We start from the raw sequence: 18061 nt of genomic DNA, 5'->3' as shown, positions 1-18061 counted from the left end.
TCAGCAGCTTGGCAATTTATGTCCGTGCCAGGGAACTAATTGGGTGGTGAAGTGTTACCCCTTTTTTGCCCTTTTGTTCGCGCTGTTGTGTGGGAAGGTAACAGTGGCGGGGTAACGATTTTTGAATATTTCTTATGTAAATCAATCTATTAGACGTTAGTCTTAGTGATGACCTACGTAGGGCGACGTGCGGTTTTTTTACGCGGAATACCAAGACGTTGGCGGCGTTCCCATAAATTTTTGCGACTAATGCCTAGTTTTTGCGCCAGCTCTGTTTCGCTCATTTGATCCTGATGCTCCAACACAAAGTGCTGGAAGTAATCCTCTAAAGAAAGATCATCCTCATCTTGAGGTGCGGTATCACTGATGGCCGCCTGAGGGTTTAATGCGGGGGAAGGCGTGCGGTTGGTGACAGGCCCAAGCCCCAGGTCGTCGGGGTGGATCAAGTGCCCTTCGGCCAGAATCACGCCGCGCTCCAGCGCGTTTTCAAGCTCCCGCACGTTACCCGGCCACGGGTAATCGCGCAGATCCTGGCGGGCCGCGCGGGATAGTCTCAAGCCAGGACGTTCATGGCGCTTGCAGGCTTTTTCCAGCAGGATATCGGCGATTTCCAGCACGTCATCGTCCCGTTCCCGCAGCGGTGGCAGCGCAATTTGCATCACATTGAGGCGATAGTAGAGGTCGAGACGGAACTCGCCGCTTTTAGAGAGGGCGCGTAGGTCTCGGTGCGTTGCCGCGATCAGGCGCACGTTTACATGGCGGGTTTCTACCGAGCCAATCTTTCGGATCTCGCCCTCTTGCAGCACCCGTAACAGTCGCGCCTGAGCATCGAGCGGTAGCTCACCAATCTCATCCAGAAAGAGCGTGCCTCCGTCGGCGGCTTCGACTAACCCGGTGCGTGAGGCGCTTGCGCCGGTAAACGCGCCTTTTTCATGGCCAAACAGCTCGGATTCAATCAGCGTTTCAGGGATGGCGGCGCAGTTAACGCAAATGAGCGGTGCCTTGGCGCGCTTGCTCTGCTGATGAATGGCGCGGGCGACCAGCTCTTTGCCGGTACCGGACTCGCCTTGAATGAGTACGGTGACATCGGCGGGCGCGGTTTTTCGAATCCGCGTGTAGACCTGTTGCATCGCCGTGCAGTGGCCAATCATGGTTTGGCGGCCGCCCCCTTCATCCGTCACATCCGGGGGCGTGCCTTGCTGCATGGACTGCTTGTGCAAAATGCGCTCAACGGTTTCCAGCAGCTCCGTGTGGTCAAACGGTTTGGCCACATAGTCGACGGCACCCATTTTTAACGCATCCACCGCAGAGCGCATGCTGGCATAGCTGGTCATGATCAGTACCGGCGCGGGCGCGGCGGGTTCAATCAGCGTCGTGCCCGGCTCGCCTGGTAGGCGCAGGTCGCTGATGATGAGGTCATAGTCACTTAGCGGCAGCTCACGGGCTTCCTCCGCGCTGGCCGCTTCGCTGACGTGATAGTCATGACGTTCAAGTAAGCGCTTGAGGGCGCTGCGAATAATCGCTTCATCTTCAACAATCAGTATCCGGGGCATGGGGCGAGTGATCATCCTGTTGGTAAAGCGGTAGCCATAGCGTGATGGCGGTGCCGCGAGGCTTTCCGGGAGGCGGTGATGCGACCTCTATTTTGCCTTGGTGCTCGTTAATAATTTGATACGCCAACGATAGCCCAAGCCCAGTGCCTTCGCCCGCGGGCTTGGTGGTAGTAAACGGCTCAAACAAGCGGTGTTTGACGCTTGGGTCGATGCCGTGGCCATCGTCTGTTACGCGCCACCAGGCGTGGCTGGCCTGGGTGCCTGCGGTAATCTGTACCGTTCCCTGCGGGCGGCAGGCATCCTTGGCGTTGCTCAGTAAATTTACCATGACTTGGGTAAGACGCTGAGCGTCACCGCGTACCACAATGTCATCTGAGCAGGTATTGATAAAGACAATATCCTCGCTTGAGCGGGCTAAATGGATCAAGTGCAGGGCATCGTCGCTAATCGTTTTCAGCGCGGCCGGGGCCGTGGGTAGCGGCAGAGCAGGGCGTCCACCGTGAGCAAACCCCACCAATGAGTTAACAATTTTAGTCACCCGCTGGGTGAGCTGCTGAATATGGTCGGCGGTTTCCAGCAGGGCGGGGTCATCGGTATCGTAACGCAGGTTTTGCGCGAGCGATGAAATGCCGGTAATCGGGTTGCCAATTTCGTGGGCCACGCCTGCGGCAAGCTGGCCAATGGAGGCGAGCCTTGCTGCGTGCACCAGCTCCTCTTCCAGCCACTTCATCTCGGTGTGGTCCTCAACGAGAATGACGCTACCGCCCCGGCTATCGTGACCGCTCAGCACGGCTTTATGCAGGGTGAGAAAATAGTCTTTGCCATGCAGGGTGACCGCCTGTTTATACAGCGGGGTTTGGCTGGCGTTCAGCACGCTGCTGAGCAGGTTGGGCCAGGGCGGGGGCAGGCTGTCGCGTCGCGAGCCAATCACGCTGTCGCCGCTAATGCCGGAAAGCTGTGAGAGCGCTTGGTTCCACATCAGCAGCTCATCGTCATCACCTAAGACGCACAGGCCAACCGGCAGGTAGGCGAGCGTTTGGCGGTGATGGCGGCGCAGCCCGTCCAGCTCTCGTGCCAAACCAGTTAAGCGTGAGCGGTACGCCTCTAAGCGGCTTTCGACAAAGTGAATGTCATCGGTGACGGGAGCATCATCGTGGCGGTAGGGCAGGTAGCGGTCGACAATATCACGCGCGACAGAAGGCCCCATGAGGCCGGATAAGTTTGCCTGAATACGGTCGCGCAGGCGGCGCAGCGCGTAAGGGCGGCGCTCTTGGGGCGTAAGATTGAGCGCTTTTAAAGCGCGTTCCACTTCACGGCCCGCGGCCTCCTCCCCTAGCGCTTGTGCCAGGTGGGCAGTGAAGTCGCCCGCTGTCGCGGCTTCTAATGGCAAACGTTTTGAGCGAATCACTGCATCCACTGAGCAGGCCTCAGCCGCCGAACGCTCGCCTTCTGAAATACGCGTAAAGAGCGATACCACGATAAGCAGCACGATATTGACCGCTAAGGACAGCAGGGTAGTGCTATACCAGGCAGGGTCACTGGCGTTAGTCAACGTGGTAAACGGCAGCGCCGGTAGCTCGATATTCAACAGTAACGGTAGCCATAGCCCCCATAACCATACGCCAATGCCACCTAACAGCCCGGCAACCGTGCCTTTGCGATTGGCACCGGGCCAGTAGAGCAGTGCCAGCATTCCCGGTAGGCATTGTGCCATGCCGACAAATGCCGCTAGCCCGAGGCTGGTGAGTGAGTGGTAGCGGCCGACGCTTTCGGCAAATAGCCAGCCGCCAATAATCACGCCAACGACGAGCGCGCGCCTAAGCCAAAGCAGCCAGCCATAGAGGTCGCTACGCGCTTCTGGCGGGCGGGCCACCAGTACTAAATGATTCAGCACCATGCCGGAGAGCGCCAGGGCGATCATCATCATCGTACCGCTGGCTGCGGCTAAGCCGCCGATAAAAGCGAGCACCCCCACCCACCAGTGTTCGGTCATCACATACGCTGCGTAAGCGGTGAGCGGTAGGCTGTCGTTGGTTGACTGAGCGGCCCATAAAATCAGCGGCACGGGCAGGGCCATCAGCAGTAAAAAGAGCGGTAGCGACCAGCTTGCTTGCAGCAAAGTGTGCCGCGAAAGGCTTTCGGCAAAGGTGATCTGAAACAGGTGCGGCATCATAAAGGCCGCAGCAAAAAACAGTAGCAGCAGCGTGCGCCATTGCGGGGCTTCTAACTGGGGTGTAGTGGCTTGAATGGCTGCGCCAGGGCCTTCCAGCCAGCGCTGCAAATCCTGTGGCCCGTCGAACACCCACCAGAGTGCAATCGCGCCAAGCCCAAGCATGGCCAGCAGTTTAATCACGGATTCGAAAGCGATCACGGTGAGCAGCGTGTCGTGGCGGTGACGATGACTGTGGCGGGCACCAAACACCACGGCACAGGCGGCAATCACCGCGCAAAACAGCAGCGCGACTGCGCTGCTGTAGCGGCTCCCGGTGAGGAGGGTGACCGCATCACTGAGGGTTTGTACTTGTATGCCCAGCAGCGGCAGCACGGCAAGCAGGCTGAGCAGCGTGACCAGCGTGCCTGCCCAGCGCGAGCGGTAGCGAAAGGCGAACAGGTCCGCCAGCGATGACAGCTGATAGGTGCGGGTAATGCGCTGTATGGGGACTAGCAGGACCGGTGCCAGTAAAAACGCGCCTGCGGCCCCCAGGTAGTAAGCCAAGTAGCCAAAGCCCGCCTTGCCCGCCATTTCCACGCTGCCATAAACCGCCCAGGCGCTGGCATAAACGCCGAGCGCCAGGGTGTACACCATGGGGTGGCGGGTAACCCGAACCGGCACCCAGCCTCGCTCTACGGCCATGCCACAACCAAACAGTATCCCCAGGTAGCCAAGCCCCAGTAGGGCAACCCCCACAAGCTCAACGTTCATCGAGTTTCCTCTTTTGCTCAAGCCATAGGGTGAGGGCGATCAGGCCGCCCCAAATTGCAAAAGGTCGGTACCAGGCAGCAGTGGGGTCTCCCCAGCCATCCATAAACAGTGGCGAAAGCAAGTAACCGCCAAACACCAGAAACAGCATGATGCGATACACGTACATCTTAAGGCTCCAGTGGCGTCGGCCGGTGAGCACGCGGCGTTAGGTGCGCCACGCTCCAGTGCGTGATGGCCCAGGCGAGCTGCGTGGCGGGCGGTTCATCGGCCAGCGCAAGCGGCGGCGCTTGATCCAGTAGCTGTAGCGCCTGGAAGAGTTGGCGGCGCACGCCGTTGGGCGTTTCATCCAGGGCAGGGGCGAGATTCTGCTTGGAGAGCTTTTGACCATCGGCCGTCACGACCAGCGGCAGATGCAGGTAGCGCGGGGTAGGAACGTGCAGCGCTGCCTGTAACTGATGCTGCCAGGGTGTGTTGTCCAGCAGGTCATAGCCACGCACGATATCGGTAATGCCCTGGTCGGCGTCGTCGACCACGACGGCGAGCTGGTAGGCCCACAGCTGGTCTTTGCGTTTTAGTACCACATCGCCAAGCGTGGCGGGGTCAAACTGCTGCTCGCCAAAGAGTCGGTCGTGCCAACTAATCGGGCGCTTGGCCAGGTCGCTGCGCAGCCGCCAGGCTAGCGGTTGGGTGGCATCACTCACGCCGTTACGGCACCAGCCGGGGTAGATGTCGAAGGCTTGCCACTGCTTACGAGAACAGCTGCATGGGTAGGCTAATCCTTGCTCAATCAGTTGCTCTAACGCCTGTTGATACGCGTCGTGGCGGTGACGTTGCCAGATAACTTCTTCATCCCAGGTAAGCCCAAAGGATTCGAGCTGGCGCAAGATGGTGCTGGCTGCGCCTTCGGGGCAGCGCGGTGGGTCGATATCTTCTATACGGACCAGCCACTGGCCGCCTGCCGCACGAGCATCTAAATAGCTGCCCAGGGCAGCGACCAGCGAGCCAAGATGCAGCGGCCCAGAAGGAGTGGGGGCAAAGCGCCCTCGGTAGCGAGCGGTAGCGGTCATGGCAGCCCGTGATTAGCAAGAGTCATACGACGTACGATGACAAACAAAAACGGGCACCTCAAGGGTGCCCGTTGTCTGCCATCGCTGATAGCGAGGCGGTCTTTGTTTAGCCGCCCAGCTGCTTCTCTTTGAGTTCGGCTAGGGTTTTGCAATCGACACAAAGGGTAGCAGTAGGGCGTGCTTCTAAACGGCGGATGCCGATTTCCACACCGCAGGCTTCGCAGAAGCCGTAGTCATCATCATCGATATTATCGATGGTTTCGTTAATCTTCTTGAGCAACTTACGCTCGCGGTCACGGGTACGCAGTTCCAGGCTAAAGCCCTCTTCTTGCGTCGCGCGGTCGGCGGGGTCCGCGTAGTTGTTAGCATCTTCCTGCAGGTGGCGTACGGTACGATCCACCTCTTCCATGAGGTCCTGTTTCCAGTCTAGAAGGAGCTGACGAAAGTGCGCCAGCTGCTTCTCATTCATATACTCTTCACCGGGTGCTGGCTCATACGGGGTGAAGGACTTGGACGCTTCCGATTTCTTTTCCGCTACTGGCATGGGAGTGCCCCTTACGTATGTGACTGCTGATCGACCATGGGCGTGTACCACGATCTCACGCCAAAGGGATGCTTGTTTAGCTGAAAATCACGCCCAATGCAAGCATAATGGTTCGTTTTCGACCATAGTCCTACATCTTGTACGGACTGGGTCATGTGTTTACTACTGCTAGGGGAAGGAGCCGTTATGGCTTGGAATTCGCGTGTTGCTCACGTTGCGCCGTTTCGCGTGATGCACTTACTGGAAATGGCCCAGGCCAGAGAAGCCGAAGGCCATGATGTCATCCATCTGGAAGTCGGCGAGCCGGACTTTGCGACCCCCGCCCCTATCGTGGCGGCAGGCCAGCAGGCGCTGGCCGAGGGTAAAACGCGCTATACCCCAGCGGCTGGGTTGGCATCGCTGCGTGAAGCCATCGCAGGCCACTATGCCGACCATTTTGAGGCCGCCGTTGACCCCTCCCGCATCCTGGTAACGCCGGGTGCCTCAGGGGCGCTGTTGCTGGCCAGCCAGCTACTCGTAGAAAGCGGCGACCGGGTCCTCATGGCCGACCCTAACTACCCTTGCAACCGCCATTTCATGGCTCTGGCAGGGGCCGAGATTGATGCCGTACCGGTGGGGCGTGACAGCGGTTGGCAGCTCACCGCGCCGTTGATCGAGCAGCACTGGCAGGCCAAGACGCGGTTAGCAATGCTGGCCAGCCCTTCTAACCCTACCGGGCACACGTTAGATGCGCAGGCGCTGGCGCAGGTGATCAGCACGGTGGCTGCCAAGGGCGGTGATGTCATCGTCGATGAGATTTACCAAGGGCTGAATTACGACGATGCGCCGCTGTCGGCCACCTCGCTGTCAGATGACGCCTTTGTGGTGAACAGTTTCTCCAAGTACTTCGGCATGACCGGCTGGCGCTTAGGCTGGCTGGTCGCCCCCGAGCATGCCGTCGAACCGCTGACTCGGCTGGCGCAAAATGTATTTCTCGCCGCGCCAACGCCCTCCCAATACGCAGCGCTGGCAGCGTTTACCCCGGAGTGCCGCGATATTCTGGAAACCCGACGGGCCACCCTGAAGCAGCGCCGCCAAGTGCTGCTGGACGGCTTGGCCAGCTTAGGGCTTGCACCGGATCTACCGCCCCAAGGCGCGTTCTATCTCTGGCTGGATATCTCCCGCTACAGCCGCGACAGCCAAGCGTTCTGCGAGCGCCTGTTAGTGGAGGAGAACGTCGCCATCACCCCCGGCATCGACTTTGCGGTGCAAGGCGGCGAGCACCATGTACGCATCGCCTTTACCAACGAGGTGGCGCGGCTAGAAGAGGCCGTGGTACGCATCGCGCGCTTTGTGAGCCGTTTATGAGTAGGACCCCAGGGTTAGTGCCCGGCGTGTTGCTGCGTCGCTATAAGCGCTTCTTGGCCGATGTGCGCTTAGATAGCGGAGAGGAGGTGGTGGCTCACTGCCCGAATACCGGCTCGATGAAGGCGGTGAACGTGCCCGGCTGCCGGGTGTGGCTCTCGCCAAGTAATAATCCCAAACGCAAGCTTGAGTGGACCTGGGAGTGGATAGAGCTGCCCGAGCCAAACGGCGGTACGGCGCTGGCATCGGTGCACACCGGGCGAGCGAATGGCTTGGTCGAAGCAGCGATTAACGCAGGCGAGATAGCGCCGCTGGCGGGCTATCAAACGTTAAAGCGTGAGGTGAAAATCGCCGATGCGCGGCTGGATATTCGCTTAGACGACCCCGTAAAAGGCGTCGCGTATGTCGAAGTGAAGCAAGTGACGTTGAAAGAGGAGGATGGGCACGGCTATTTTCCTGATTCCGTCAGCGTGCGTGGCACCAAGCATCTGCACACGTTGGCGGCGCTGGCCCAGCAGGGCGAGCGGGCGGTGCTGCTGTTTTGCGTGGCCCACGAAGGAATTGAAGACGTTGCCCCGGCCGCTCATATTGACCCCACCTATGCGGCGGCGCTAAGCGATGCCGTAAAAGCGGGTGTAGAAGTGCTGGCTTATGGCGTGACGGTGGAGCGACAGCAGGGAGTGCCGGTAGCGGCCCGCTTGATACGGTCGCTACCGGTACGGGTTTAGCGCTCGATATAAAAGCGCTGAATAAAGTTGACCGGCTCAGGACTGGCATTACGGTCGTAGCGCACCTCTAGGCTGAAGCGCATGGGCTCGTCGTGGCGCAGGGTGAAGGTGGCGAGGTGGTAGGTGGCATCGCCATCGTGCACGGTGCGAAAGCTGAGCGGTTCGCGGGTGTCGGTCAGGCCGCGTACGTTGCCCTGCACGCTGGCGTTCACCGGCAGTGTGCTGCCGTCCGGCTGGCGCTCGCGTACGCTGATATTCACTAAGCCGTGCCCGATACTGCGCTGAATGTTGTTCGCTTGGGCCACTTCAGGGGTTAAAAAGCGGGTCTCAATGGCGTTGTAGTGGATCTCGTAATCGCCCACTTCTACCATCTGCTCTGCCGCTGCTTGGGTGGCGCTGAACAGCGTTCCCAGTAGCACCATCAGCAGTGAAAAGCGTCGCAGTGTCGCGATAGCCATAGCGTGTCTCCTCTCTTGCGTGCGTAAAGGCTTAGTTATGGGCGTCGACGTACCCGGAAAATGGCAATTTCACCAAATAGGTTAGGCCACCACTTAGACGTCCAGTGCCCCTTGTGGTCACCAACGCCCACAGCGCGGTCAACAATCACCAAGCCTTTCTCTTTGCACAGGTGCTCGAAGTCGTTAAACGTCGAGAGGTGAATGTTGGGGGTGTCGTACCACGCGTGGGGCAGCGATTTCGACACCGGCATGTAGCCGCGTAAGCCTAAATGAATGCGGTGACGCCAGTAGGCGAAGTTAGGGAAGGTGATAATGCCCTCTTCAGCGACGCGCAGCATTTCATCGAGCATTTTATCGGGGCGGCGCAGCGCTTGCAGCGCCTGGGTCATAATGACCTGATCGTAGCTATTGTCGCTAAAGCTGCCGAGCCCATCATCCAGGTTGTGCTCAATCACGCTGACCCCACGGGCAACACACTGGGTGATGCCGTCGGGGTCAATCTCCAGGCCGTAGCCGGTCACCCCTTTTTCTTGGGCCAGCCGCTCTAACAGCACGCCGTCACCGCAGGCAAGGTCTAATACGTGGGCACCTTGGGGTACCCAGTCGTAAATCAGTTCAAGATCCGTGCGCATTAGTGTTTCTCCTCCACACCCGACTCGATCTTCAATTCTCGCGCCGCGCGGCTCATAAAGGCGCTGAATAAAGCGTGGTAGCGAGGCTCGGGCAGTAAGAAGGCATCGTGCCCGTGGGGCGATTCAATGTTGGCATAGCTCACCGATTTGCCTGCCAGAGTCAGGGCATCCACCAACTCACGAGAGCGTGATGGTGGGAAGCGCCAATCCGTGGTGAAGCTAACGATTAAAAACGGGCATTGGACAGGGGCAAGGGCTTCTGACAGACCACCGCCATGATTGGCAGCAGGGTCGAAATAGTCCAGCGCCTTCGTCATTAGCAGGTAGGTGTTAGCGTCAAAGGCGGTTGAAAACGTATCGCCTTGGTAGCGCAAATAGGACTCTACTTGGAACTCGACATCAAAGCCAAAGTGAAGGTCATCGCTGCGCAGGTCGCGCCCAAATTTGCTTCCCATCGCATCTTCGGAGAGATAGGTGATATGGCCCACCATGCGCGCTAACTTAAGCCCACGCTTGGGCACGGTGTCGTGCTCCGCATACCAGCCACCAAAGAACTCTGGGTCGGAGCGAATCGCTTGGCGGGCGACTTCGTTAAAGGCAATGTTTTGTGCCGACAGGCGAGGCGTTGCCGCAATAATGACCGCATTTGCTACGCGCTCAGGATACGTGATGGTCCACTGCAGCACCTGCATGCCGCCTAGACTTCCGCCGACCGCCGCTGCCCAGCGCTGAATACCTAAGTGGTCGGCAAGGCGTGCTTGGCTCGCGACCCAGTCGCTCACCGTGACCATGGGGAAGTCTGGCCCCCACTGGCGGCCAGTATCCGGGTTGTGGCTTACCGGCCCTGTGCTGCCGTGGCAGCCGCCCAAGTTGTTCAGCGACACCACAAAGAATCGATTGGTATCGATGGACTTGCCGGGGCCGATATGGGCATCCCACCAGCCGGGTTTGCGGTCATCAGCGGTGTGATAGCCCGCGGCGTGATGGTGCCCCGAAAGCGCATGACAAATCAGTACGGCATTAGAGCGGTCAGCGTTGAGCGTGCCGTAGGTTTCGTAGATAAGCTCGTATTCCGGCAGCGTTTTACCACAAGCAAGCGGCAGCGGCGTATCGAACTTGGCGACGTGTGGGGTGACTAAGCCAACGGAATCCGCTGGCCGCTCGTCATAAGCAAGAGTGTCTGAATCAGGCATCGAAAGCGCTAGTCCTGCAAAATATAGTCCTGCTAAGGAATCGTCAGGTGCGATGGTGCGGCGGTTATAGGCCGACCAGTGCCCCAGAGATTCCCGCTGCACGAATTAAGGAGCCCACTACCAGGCCATCGACGAGGTTAATGGCGATAAAGACCACAATGGGGGATAGGTCGATCATGCCCAGTGGAGGAATGACTTTTCTCACTGGTGCCATAATCGGTTCGACCAGCTGCATCACCAGCAGCGCGCCTGGGTGGCTGGCATTGGGCGCTACCCAGCTCAGAATGATCATTACGATCATGGCAAAAAAGTAAATTTTCAGAATGGCGTTCGCAATGGCGGCAACGCCGGCAATGAGCAGTCCTGCGATGGGGGGCATACCCACGCCAATCACCATGAAAATGGCCACCATGCTCACCACTTTGAGCACAAAACCGGCGGCCAGCGTGGCGAGGTCAAAGCGCCCACCCACGGGGCCGAGGAAGCCTTGAAACAGACCAACAACAGGCTGGGTGATTTTCACCACTGACTGGCTGAGCGGGTTGTAGTAATCCGCCCGGGATGCCTGCAGCAAGAAGCGCAGCATTAATAAGAACAGATAAATGTTGATCAGTGAGTTAACGAGCATTAACCCGGCGCTGCCTAATTGACTTCCCATTGCGGCTTCTCCTAAAAAGGTCGTTCTTGAGATGAGTACGTGTATGCAACTCATCTCGTTCTTATGGCGTCATTCACGGTCGGTTGTCTACGTGCGACTCAATCGTTACCGCTTAGCTCTTTGGACATGGCATCGGCGCGCTCGGCACAGGCCTGCATGGCGTCGGCAATGATCGTGCGCAGGTGCGCATCTTCCATATGTGCAATAGCGCGTTCGGTGGTGCCGCCCGGCGACATCACGTTCTGCTTCAAGGTGGCCGGGTCTTTGTCGCTGCGCTGGGCCATGGTGGAGGCACCCAACGCGGTTTGAATGGCCAAGCGGCGGGCGGTTTCTGCAGGTAGGCCGAGCTTCACGGCGGCCTCTTCCATGGCTTCGAACATCAGGAAGAAGTAGGCCGGAGCGCTGCCGGAAACCGCGGTCACCGCATCCAATAACCGCTCTTCCTCAACCCACTCTACAATGCCCACGGCTTCCATCAGCTGGGTGGCGAGGGTGCGCTGGGCATCGCTGACCGCCGCGTTGGCGTACAGGCCGCTGGCGCCGATGCCGACCAGTGACGGGGTGTTGGGCATGCAGCGCACCAGGGCGTTGCCGCCACCCAGCCACTGGTCGATGGTGTTGGCGTCCAGGCCAGCGGCAATGGACATCACCAGCGGCGACTGCTGCTGAACGCTGTCGCGCATAGCCTCACAAACACCGCGCATAATCTGCGGCTTCACCGCCAGCACGACCACATCTGCACCGTTAACCGCTGCGCTGTTGTCGGTGTGGGTATGAATGCCCAGGCGCGCCTTCAGCGGAGCCAGTTCGCTTTCGTTGGGGGCCGTGGCGGTGATGTCGCTGGGTGAGACACCGCTTTCGATCAGGCCGCCGATAATGGCACCGGCCATATTGCCTGCGCCAATGAAGGTGATCTTGCTCGCCATGGGGGTATCCTTTTTCGCAAATGGCTGCGTCTTGCAGCGTGTGAAGTAAGTCGTGTGTTGTTCGAGCCGCGGTTAGCCCCGTGCGCCAAAAATGGCGGTGCCTAAACGTACCAGCGTGGCACCCTCTAAGACAGCCGCTTCTAAATCGTCGCTCATGCCCATCGAGAGCGTATCCAGCGGCGCGTCGGGCAGTGCCGCCTGGAGCTCTTCCAATAGCTGGCGCAGGGCGGCTAGCGGCTGGCGCTGTGCTTCTAAGGTCTCTGCCGGGGCGGGAATCGCCATGAGCCCGCGCAGGGCGAGACCTGGCAGGGCGGCAATCTCTTGAGCCAGCGCTAAGGCATCCTCTGGCAGCACGCCGGATTTCGTGGCCTCGCGGCTAATATTGACCTGTAGGCATACGTTTAGCGGTGGTAAGGCTTCCGGGCGCTGTTCGCTCAAACGTTTGGCAATTTTCAAACGATCCACGCTGTGTACCCAGGCAAACTGTTCGGCCACGGCGCGGGTCTTGTTCGATTGCAGCGGGCCAATGAAGTGCCACACAATGCCATCAAGATCCTCAAGCGCCATCTGTTTATCCAGCGCCTCTTGCAGGTAGTTTTCACCAAACTCGCGCTGGCCGTGCTGCCACGCTTCGCGCAGCATCTCGGCGGGCTTAGTTTTACTCACCGCCAGCAGGGTGGCACTGGCGGGCGAGCGCCCGGCATCCTCAAGCGCCTGGCGCAGGCGTTCACGCGCAGATGCAAGTGACTCGGGGAGCGCGTTGTCTGTCATACTCAAGAACCTTACCGCAGCTGGGAAAGAGAGATGGATATTACCGAACTGCTGGCATTCTCGGCAAAGCAGAATGCATCCGACCTGCACCTTTCGGCGGGTCTGCCTCCCATGATACGTGTTGATGGCGATATTCGTCGGCTTAATGTGCCCGCCATGGAGAACAGCGACGTTCGGCGGCTGATCTACGACATCATGAACGATCGGCAGCGCCGCGACTACGAAGAGCACTTAGAAGCAGACTTCTCGTTTGAAGTGCCGGGGGTGGCGCGCTTTAGGGTCAATGCCTTTAACCAGGCGCGCGGGGCAGGGGCGGTGTTTCGTACCATTCCCAATAAGGTGCTTTCCATGGACACCTTGGGCATGGGCGAAGTGTTCCAACGCCTTTCAATGCTCCCCAGGGGATTGGTGCTCGTGACCGGGCCCACGGGGTCGGGGAAAAGCACCACCCTGGCGGCAATGATCGACTACATCAACGACCAACGTTTTGAGCATATCCTGACCATCGAAGACCCGGTGGAATTTGTGCACACCAGCAAGCGCTGCCTGATTAATCAGCGGGAGGTTCACCGCGATACTCACAGCTTCTCTGGGGCGCTGCGAAGCGCGCTGCGCGAAGACCCGGACGTGATTTTGGTAGGCGAGCTTCGCGATCTTGAAACGATTCGCTTAGCGCTGACCGCTGCTGAAACGGGGCACTTAGTGTTTGGTACGCTGCATACCACCTCGGCGGCGAAAACCATCGACCGGATTATCGATGTGTTCCCCGGCGAAGAGAAATCCATGGTGCGCTCGATGCTGTCGGAATCGCTCCAGGCGGTCATCTCGCAAACGTTGTTGAAGCGTCAGGGCGGCGGGCGCGTGGCGGCCCACGAGATTCTGATTGCCACGTCTGCGGTGCGTAACCTCATTCGCGAAGATAAAGTGGCTCAGATCTACTCGGCCATTCAGACCGGCGGTGCGCTGGGGATGCAAACCCTGAATGCCTCGCTTGCCAAGCTAGTTAAGGAAGGCGTGGTGAGTATGGAGGAAGCCCAAGTAAGGGCTAAAGGCACGCTGACGTTAAAAGATGAGTAAGGCGGCAAAAGGAGGGGCGATGCGATGAGTGAGCCAGCCAGCGGTATGACCGCGACCCAGTGGCTGCATCAACTGCTGGGCATCATGGTCGAGCAGCAGGCCTCTGACCTGCTGATTTCGGTGGGCGCGCCGCCCAGCTTGAAAACGCCCCAGGGGCTGGTGCCGCTAGGGCGTCAGCCGCTCTCCTCTGGCCAAGTGCGCAGCCTGGTGCTGAATGCGGTTCCTGAGAAGCAGCGGGAGCGCTTTCAAGAGGAGCACGAGGCGAATTTTGTCCTAAGCCTGGAGAGCGCGGGGCGGTTTCGGGTAAGCGCCTTTCAACAGCGCAACGAGCCCGCCATGGTGGTGCGCCGTATTGCGCAGACCATTCCCACCCTCAGCTCGCTGGGCGTGCCTAGCCAGCTAGCGACGCTGGCCAATGCCAAGCGCGGGCTGGTGCTGGTCGTGGGCGGCACGGGAACGGGGAAATCCACCACCCTGGCGGCGATGATCCAGGAGCGTAACGCCTCCGTCGGCGGTCACATTATTACCATTGAGGACCCTATCGAGTACTTGCACCCGCATCAGCGGGGCATCGTTAATCAGCGCGAAGTGGGGGTGGATACGGAGTCCTTCGAGGTGGCGCTGAAAAATACGCTACGCCAAGCGCCCGATGTGATCTTGATTGGTGAAGTGCGTACCCGGGAAACCATGGAGCACGCCCTGACCTTTGCGGAAACCGGACATCTCTGTTTAGCGACGCTGCATGCCAACAACGCCAACCAGGCGTTGGAGCGCATCCTTCACTTCTTTCCCCATGAGCGGCACGAGCAGGTGCTGATGGATCTGTCGCTGAATCTGCGTGCCGTAGTGGCGCAGCAGCTGCTGCCTACTCAGCAGGGCGGCCGCTGCGCGGCGATCGAGATTCTGCTCTCGTCGCCACGGGTGGTGGATCTGATCCGAAAAGGGCGTATTGATGAATTAAAGCAGGCCATGGCGGGCTCCCGCGATGCGGGAATGCAAACCTTCGATCAGGCGCTTTATGCGCTCTATCAAGCGGGCCAAGTGAGCCAGCAAGTGGCACTGGCCCATGCGGATTCCGCCAACGACCTGCGGCTGATGATCAAGCAGGGCGACGCCGCCGCCAGCGGTAAGCCGTTAGACGCGCAGGTGCCGTCTCATCTTGCCCTGCGCGATGGTGACGACTACTAACGGTAGATGCCGTTAGGGGGCATAAATGCCGCCCAGCACCCGCGGGCCGCTGGCACCGGTCACGGAAGGCAAGTTGCCGGGTAGCCCGTGCAGGCGCTGGTGGGCGAGCCAGGCAAAGGCCCCAGCTTCAATCCAATCTTCCGGCCAGCCCAGCGTGGCGGGGGAGAGCAGCGTCACCTTCGGAAGGTGCGCGGCTAGCCTTGCCATCAAATAGGCATTGTGAGCACCGCCGCCGCCTACTAGCAGCGTGGCGCTGGGCTGGCTCAGCGGCAGCTGCTCAACGCCCTGCGCAACGCTCACCGCCGTCAGTTCAGCTAGCGTTGCCTGAACATCACGGGGGGCTTCGTCGCCAGTGAGCTGCTTCTCTAACCATGCTAAGTGAAACAGCTCTCGCCCGGTGCTGCGCGGCGGCGGCTGATGAAAAAAGGGTTCTTGCAGCAGGCGGGCGAGCAGCGCTTGGTTGATTTGCCCGCTGGCCGCCCACGTTCCGCTCTCATCAAATCGCCCGGTGTGATGCTTTGCAAACCAGGCATCCAGCAGTACGTTCGCCGGGCCGGTATCGAAGCCCACCACGGCGCGCTCCGGCTCCTGAGGGAGCCAAGTGAGATTGGCAAAGCCGCCTAAATTCAGCACAAGCTGTTCGCCTGAGCGCTGCCCAAACAGCGCTTGGTGGAAAGCGGGCGCTAGAGGCGCTGCTTGGCCGCCAGCGGCCAAGTCCCGGCGGCGAAAGTCGGCCACCACCGTGCAGCCCGTCAATTCTGCCAGCAGGCTCGGGTTATCTAACTGTAGCGTATACGCCGGCCCCCTCTGGTGACCTTGTGGCGCGTGCTCAATCGTCTGGCCGTGGCTGCCAATCGCCGTAATCTGAGCCGGGGCGAGCCCCTGTTCCGTTAATAATGCTGTAACGGCCTGGGCCTGGAGGCGGCAAAAGGCATCCTCGGCGGCGGCCAGTTCGGCAAAGTGCGCTGCTGGCGCGTGGCAAAGGTGTAGTAGCTGCGCGTGCAGGGTATCGGGCATGGCAACGGCGGCCGTGGCTAATAGTTTAGGCGGCGTGCCAGGAGTGATAGAGACCAGGGCGGCATCAATGCCATCCAGGCTAGTGCCAGACATTAAACCAATATAGTAAGCGGGTGACGAAGGGTGCGAGGTTTTCATAATCCGAGTCATCCAAAACGGGGTGAAGGCTCAACCAAGGCGGTGGAGCGTGATAACATCGCCCACTATTGATTATTTAAACGCCTTTAACGGCATATAGTACATGGAGAGAGGCAATGAGTGAGGTGGATCAGGCGTTAGCGCTGCTGTCGCGAGGTACGCATGAAATCCTGGTAGAAGACGAGCTGCGTAAAAAGCTCGCGTCAGGTCGTAAGCTGCGTATTAAAGCAGGGTTTGATCCTACGGCACCTGATTTGCACCTGGGTCACAGCGTACTGCTGACCAAAATGCGCCAGTTCCAAGATCTTGGTCATACCGTTATCTTTTTGATTGGGGATTTCACCGGCCGCATTGGCGACCCGACCGGTAAAAACGTCACCCGTAAGCCGCTGACCGAAGCCGACGTCAAGGCGAACGCGGAAACCTATAAAGAGCAGGTGTTCAAAATCCTCGATCCGGAAAAGACCGAGGTGCGCTTCAACGCGGAGTGGTTTGGCGAGTTAACGGCTGCCAAAATGATTGAGCTGGCAGCACAAAGCACCGTGGCGCGCATGCTGGAGCGTGATGACTTCGAGAAGCGCTACAAAGCGAATCAGCCGATTGCGATTCATGAGTTTCTTTACCCGCTAGTGCAGGGTTATGACTCCGTCGCACTAGAAGCTGATATCGAACTGGGCGGTACCGACCAGAAGTTTAACCTGCTCATGGGGCGCGAGATTCAAAAGCACTTCGGTCAGGAACCCCAGGTGGTCATCACGATGCCCCTGCTAGAAGGTTTGGACGGCGTGCAGAAAATGTCCAAGTCGCTTGGCAACTACGTGGGCGTGGATGAAGCACCGGGTTCCATGTTCAATAAGCTGGTCTCCATGCCTGACAGCTTAATGTGGCGTTACTTCGAACTGCTCTCGCTGAAATCGAATGAAGAGATTGAGGCGCTGAAGCAGAGTGTCGAGCAGGGTGCGAATCCTCGCGATGTGAAAATGGAGCTTGCTCGTGAACTCATCGCCCGTTACCACGGTGATGAAGCCGCCGCGAATGCGCACAAGTCGGCGGGTAACCAGCTGGCCGAGGGTGAGCTACCGGAAGACCTGCCAGAAGTAGACGTCGATTTTGAAGGCAGCGAGCAGGCCCCGATTGCCACAGTACTTAATCGCTCAGGCTTAACCAAGAACAGCGCACAAGCCAAAGACATGCTGAAAAATGGCAGTGTCAAAGTGGATGGTGAGGTCGTTGCTCAAGACACCATGCTGGCCACTGGTAAAGTGTATGTGATTCAAGCGGGCAAGAAGCGTTACGCTCGCGTGACCCTGGTGTGAACTTTCTGAAAACTTTTTCACATTAGCTCTTGCCAACCCGGCCGCGAATCCGTAAAGTACGCATCCGCTGCCGGGGACGCCAAGCGTTACCAGCGGTGAAAGAGGTTGAAAAACCTCTGGTTTGTCAGGAGGTTAGAGCCGTCTTGTTATAGATTAAGTCGCTCGCTTCACTCGCTGAAAACAGTGGTTGACAAACACCAGGAAGTGCGTAGAATACGCCTTCCTCGCTGAGGCAGCACGGTTCAAGTCATCGGGCCAGCACAGCGAAAACGCTCTTTAACAATTTGATCAGGTAATTCATGTGGGCGCTTGCCGATGAGGGTGATAAATCACCAAATATCAAGGCAAGCGCACAAGAGAGATTTTCGAATCTTTCGAATTCGTTTGAACCTTGAGCCAAGTTTGATCCGCTTTTGTTACTTTCGAGTGGCACGTAAGGATCACGATGATTTTAAACTGAAGAGTTTGATCATGGCTCAGATTGAACGCTGGCGGCAGGCCTAACACATGCAAGTCGAGCGGTAGCAC

Annotated in this window: 17 protein-coding genes and 1 rRNA gene; 6 read left to right on the top strand and 12 right to left on the bottom strand. The window is 58.8% G+C overall.

Annotated elements, in window-relative coordinates:
* Positions 1-173 precede the first annotated feature (173 nt).
* The 5 genes from IEW65_RS13165 to dksA all read right to left on the bottom strand — a co-directional run bounded on the left by IEW65_RS13165 (position 174) and on the right by dksA (position 6087).
* A complete protein-coding gene (locus IEW65_RS13165) occupies positions 174-1553 on the bottom strand; it encodes a sigma-54-dependent transcriptional regulator (protein WP_188639947.1) in 1380 nt (459 codons plus the stop codon).
* A complete protein-coding gene (locus tag IEW65_RS13160) occupies positions 1531-4476 on the bottom strand; it encodes an ATP-binding protein (protein ID WP_188639946.1) in 2946 nt (981 codons plus the stop codon). Before IEW65_RS13160 ends, IEW65_RS13165 begins: the two co-directional genes overlap by 23 nt.
* Positions 4466-4642 carry a hypothetical protein gene (locus IEW65_RS13155; protein WP_188639945.1) on the bottom strand — a complete coding sequence of 59 codons (177 nt, stop codon included), beginning with the start codon at positions 4640-4642 and terminating at the stop codon, positions 4466-4468. Before IEW65_RS13155 ends, IEW65_RS13160 begins: the two co-directional genes overlap by 11 nt.
* A gap of 1 nt (position 4643) precedes the next feature.
* Positions 4644-5543 carry a tRNA glutamyl-Q(34) synthetase GluQRS gene (gene gluQRS / locus IEW65_RS13150; RefSeq protein WP_188639944.1) on the bottom strand — a complete coding sequence of 300 codons (900 nt, stop codon included), beginning with the start codon at positions 5541-5543 and terminating at the stop codon, positions 4644-4646.
* 106 nt (positions 5544-5649) lie between these two features.
* Complete coding sequence (dksA, locus tag IEW65_RS13145) at positions 5650-6087, bottom strand: RNA polymerase-binding protein DksA (RefSeq protein ID WP_188639943.1); 438 nt, start codon at positions 6085-6087, stop codon at positions 5650-5652.
* A 186-nt stretch (positions 6088-6273) separates the two neighbouring features.
* On the opposite strand from dksA, the gene IEW65_RS13140 reads away from it, so the two are divergent.
* Positions 6274-7434, top strand: coding sequence for an aminotransferase class I/II-fold pyridoxal phosphate-dependent enzyme (locus IEW65_RS13140; protein WP_188639942.1), 1161 nt, complete (start codon positions 6274-6276; stop codon positions 7432-7434).
* Positions 7431-8159, top strand: a complete 729-nt coding sequence (sfsA, locus tag IEW65_RS13135) for a DNA/RNA nuclease SfsA (protein ID WP_188639941.1) — start codon at positions 7431-7433, stop codon at positions 8157-8159. The genes IEW65_RS13140 and sfsA overlap by 4 nt, the downstream gene beginning before the upstream one ends.
* Here the strand turns inward: sfsA and IEW65_RS13130 are convergent.
* The 6 genes from IEW65_RS13130 to IEW65_RS13105 form a co-directional block, all read right to left on the bottom strand.
* Entirely contained in the window at positions 8156-8617 is a 462-nt protein-coding gene (locus IEW65_RS13130) for a DUF4426 domain-containing protein (RefSeq protein WP_188639940.1), read from the bottom strand. The genes sfsA and IEW65_RS13130 overlap by 4 nt on opposite strands.
* A 35-nt stretch (positions 8618-8652) precedes the next feature.
* Entirely contained in the window at positions 8653-9249 is a 597-nt protein-coding gene (gene metW / locus IEW65_RS13125) for a methionine biosynthesis protein MetW (RefSeq protein WP_188639939.1), read from the bottom strand.
* The gene (metX, locus tag IEW65_RS13120) at positions 9249-10442 is read right to left on the bottom strand and encodes a homoserine O-succinyltransferase MetX (protein ID WP_188639938.1); all 1194 of its coding nucleotides are present in this window, start codon (positions 10440-10442) and stop codon (positions 9249-9251) included. Before metX ends, metW begins: the two co-directional genes overlap by 1 nt.
* 64 nt (positions 10443-10506) lie before the next feature.
* Positions 10507-11100, bottom strand: coding sequence for a YggT family protein (locus IEW65_RS13115; protein ID WP_188639937.1), 594 nt, complete (start codon positions 11098-11100; stop codon positions 10507-10509).
* Positions 11101-11198: 98 nt separating this feature from the next.
* Positions 11199-12026, bottom strand: coding sequence for a pyrroline-5-carboxylate reductase (proC, locus tag IEW65_RS13110; RefSeq protein ID WP_188639936.1), 828 nt, complete (start codon positions 12024-12026; stop codon positions 11199-11201).
* Positions 12027-12098: 72 nt separating this feature from the next.
* Positions 12099-12797, bottom strand: coding sequence for a YggS family pyridoxal phosphate-dependent enzyme (locus IEW65_RS13105; RefSeq protein WP_188639935.1), 699 nt, complete (start codon positions 12795-12797; stop codon positions 12099-12101).
* A 33-nt stretch (positions 12798-12830) separates the two neighbouring features.
* On the opposite strand from IEW65_RS13105, the gene IEW65_RS13100 reads away from it, so the two are divergent.
* Positions 12831-13874, top strand: coding sequence for a type IV pilus twitching motility protein PilT (locus tag IEW65_RS13100; RefSeq protein ID WP_188639934.1), 1044 nt, complete (start codon positions 12831-12833; stop codon positions 13872-13874).
* Positions 13875-13898: 24 nt separating this feature from the next.
* A complete protein-coding gene (locus IEW65_RS13095; RefSeq protein WP_308421465.1) occupies positions 13899-15062 on the top strand; it encodes a PilT/PilU family type 4a pilus ATPase in 1164 nt (387 codons plus the stop codon).
* Positions 15063-15074: 12 nt separating this feature from the next.
* On the opposite strand, the gene IEW65_RS13090 is transcribed toward IEW65_RS13095, so the two are convergent.
* Entirely contained in the window at positions 15075-16217 is a 1143-nt protein-coding gene (locus IEW65_RS13090; RefSeq protein WP_188639933.1) for an anhydro-N-acetylmuramic acid kinase, read from the bottom strand.
* Between the two features lie 116 nt (positions 16218-16333).
* Between IEW65_RS13090 and tyrS the strand changes: the two genes are divergently transcribed.
* A complete protein-coding gene (tyrS, locus tag IEW65_RS13085) occupies positions 16334-17533 on the top strand; it encodes a tyrosine--tRNA ligase (protein WP_188639932.1) in 1200 nt (399 codons plus the stop codon).
* 453 nt (positions 17534-17986) lie between these two features.
* Positions 17987-18061: ribosomal RNA gene (locus tag IEW65_RS13080) — 16S ribosomal RNA — on the top strand; the annotation flags it as partial.

It is taken from the genome of Vreelandella lutescens, assembly GCF_014640815.1.
Taxonomy (GTDB): Bacteria; Pseudomonadota; Gammaproteobacteria; order Pseudomonadales; family Halomonadaceae; genus Vreelandella; species Vreelandella lutescens.
Note: the sequence above shows the minus strand (reverse complement) of the source record. Positions and strands in the feature narration are given on the sequence as shown.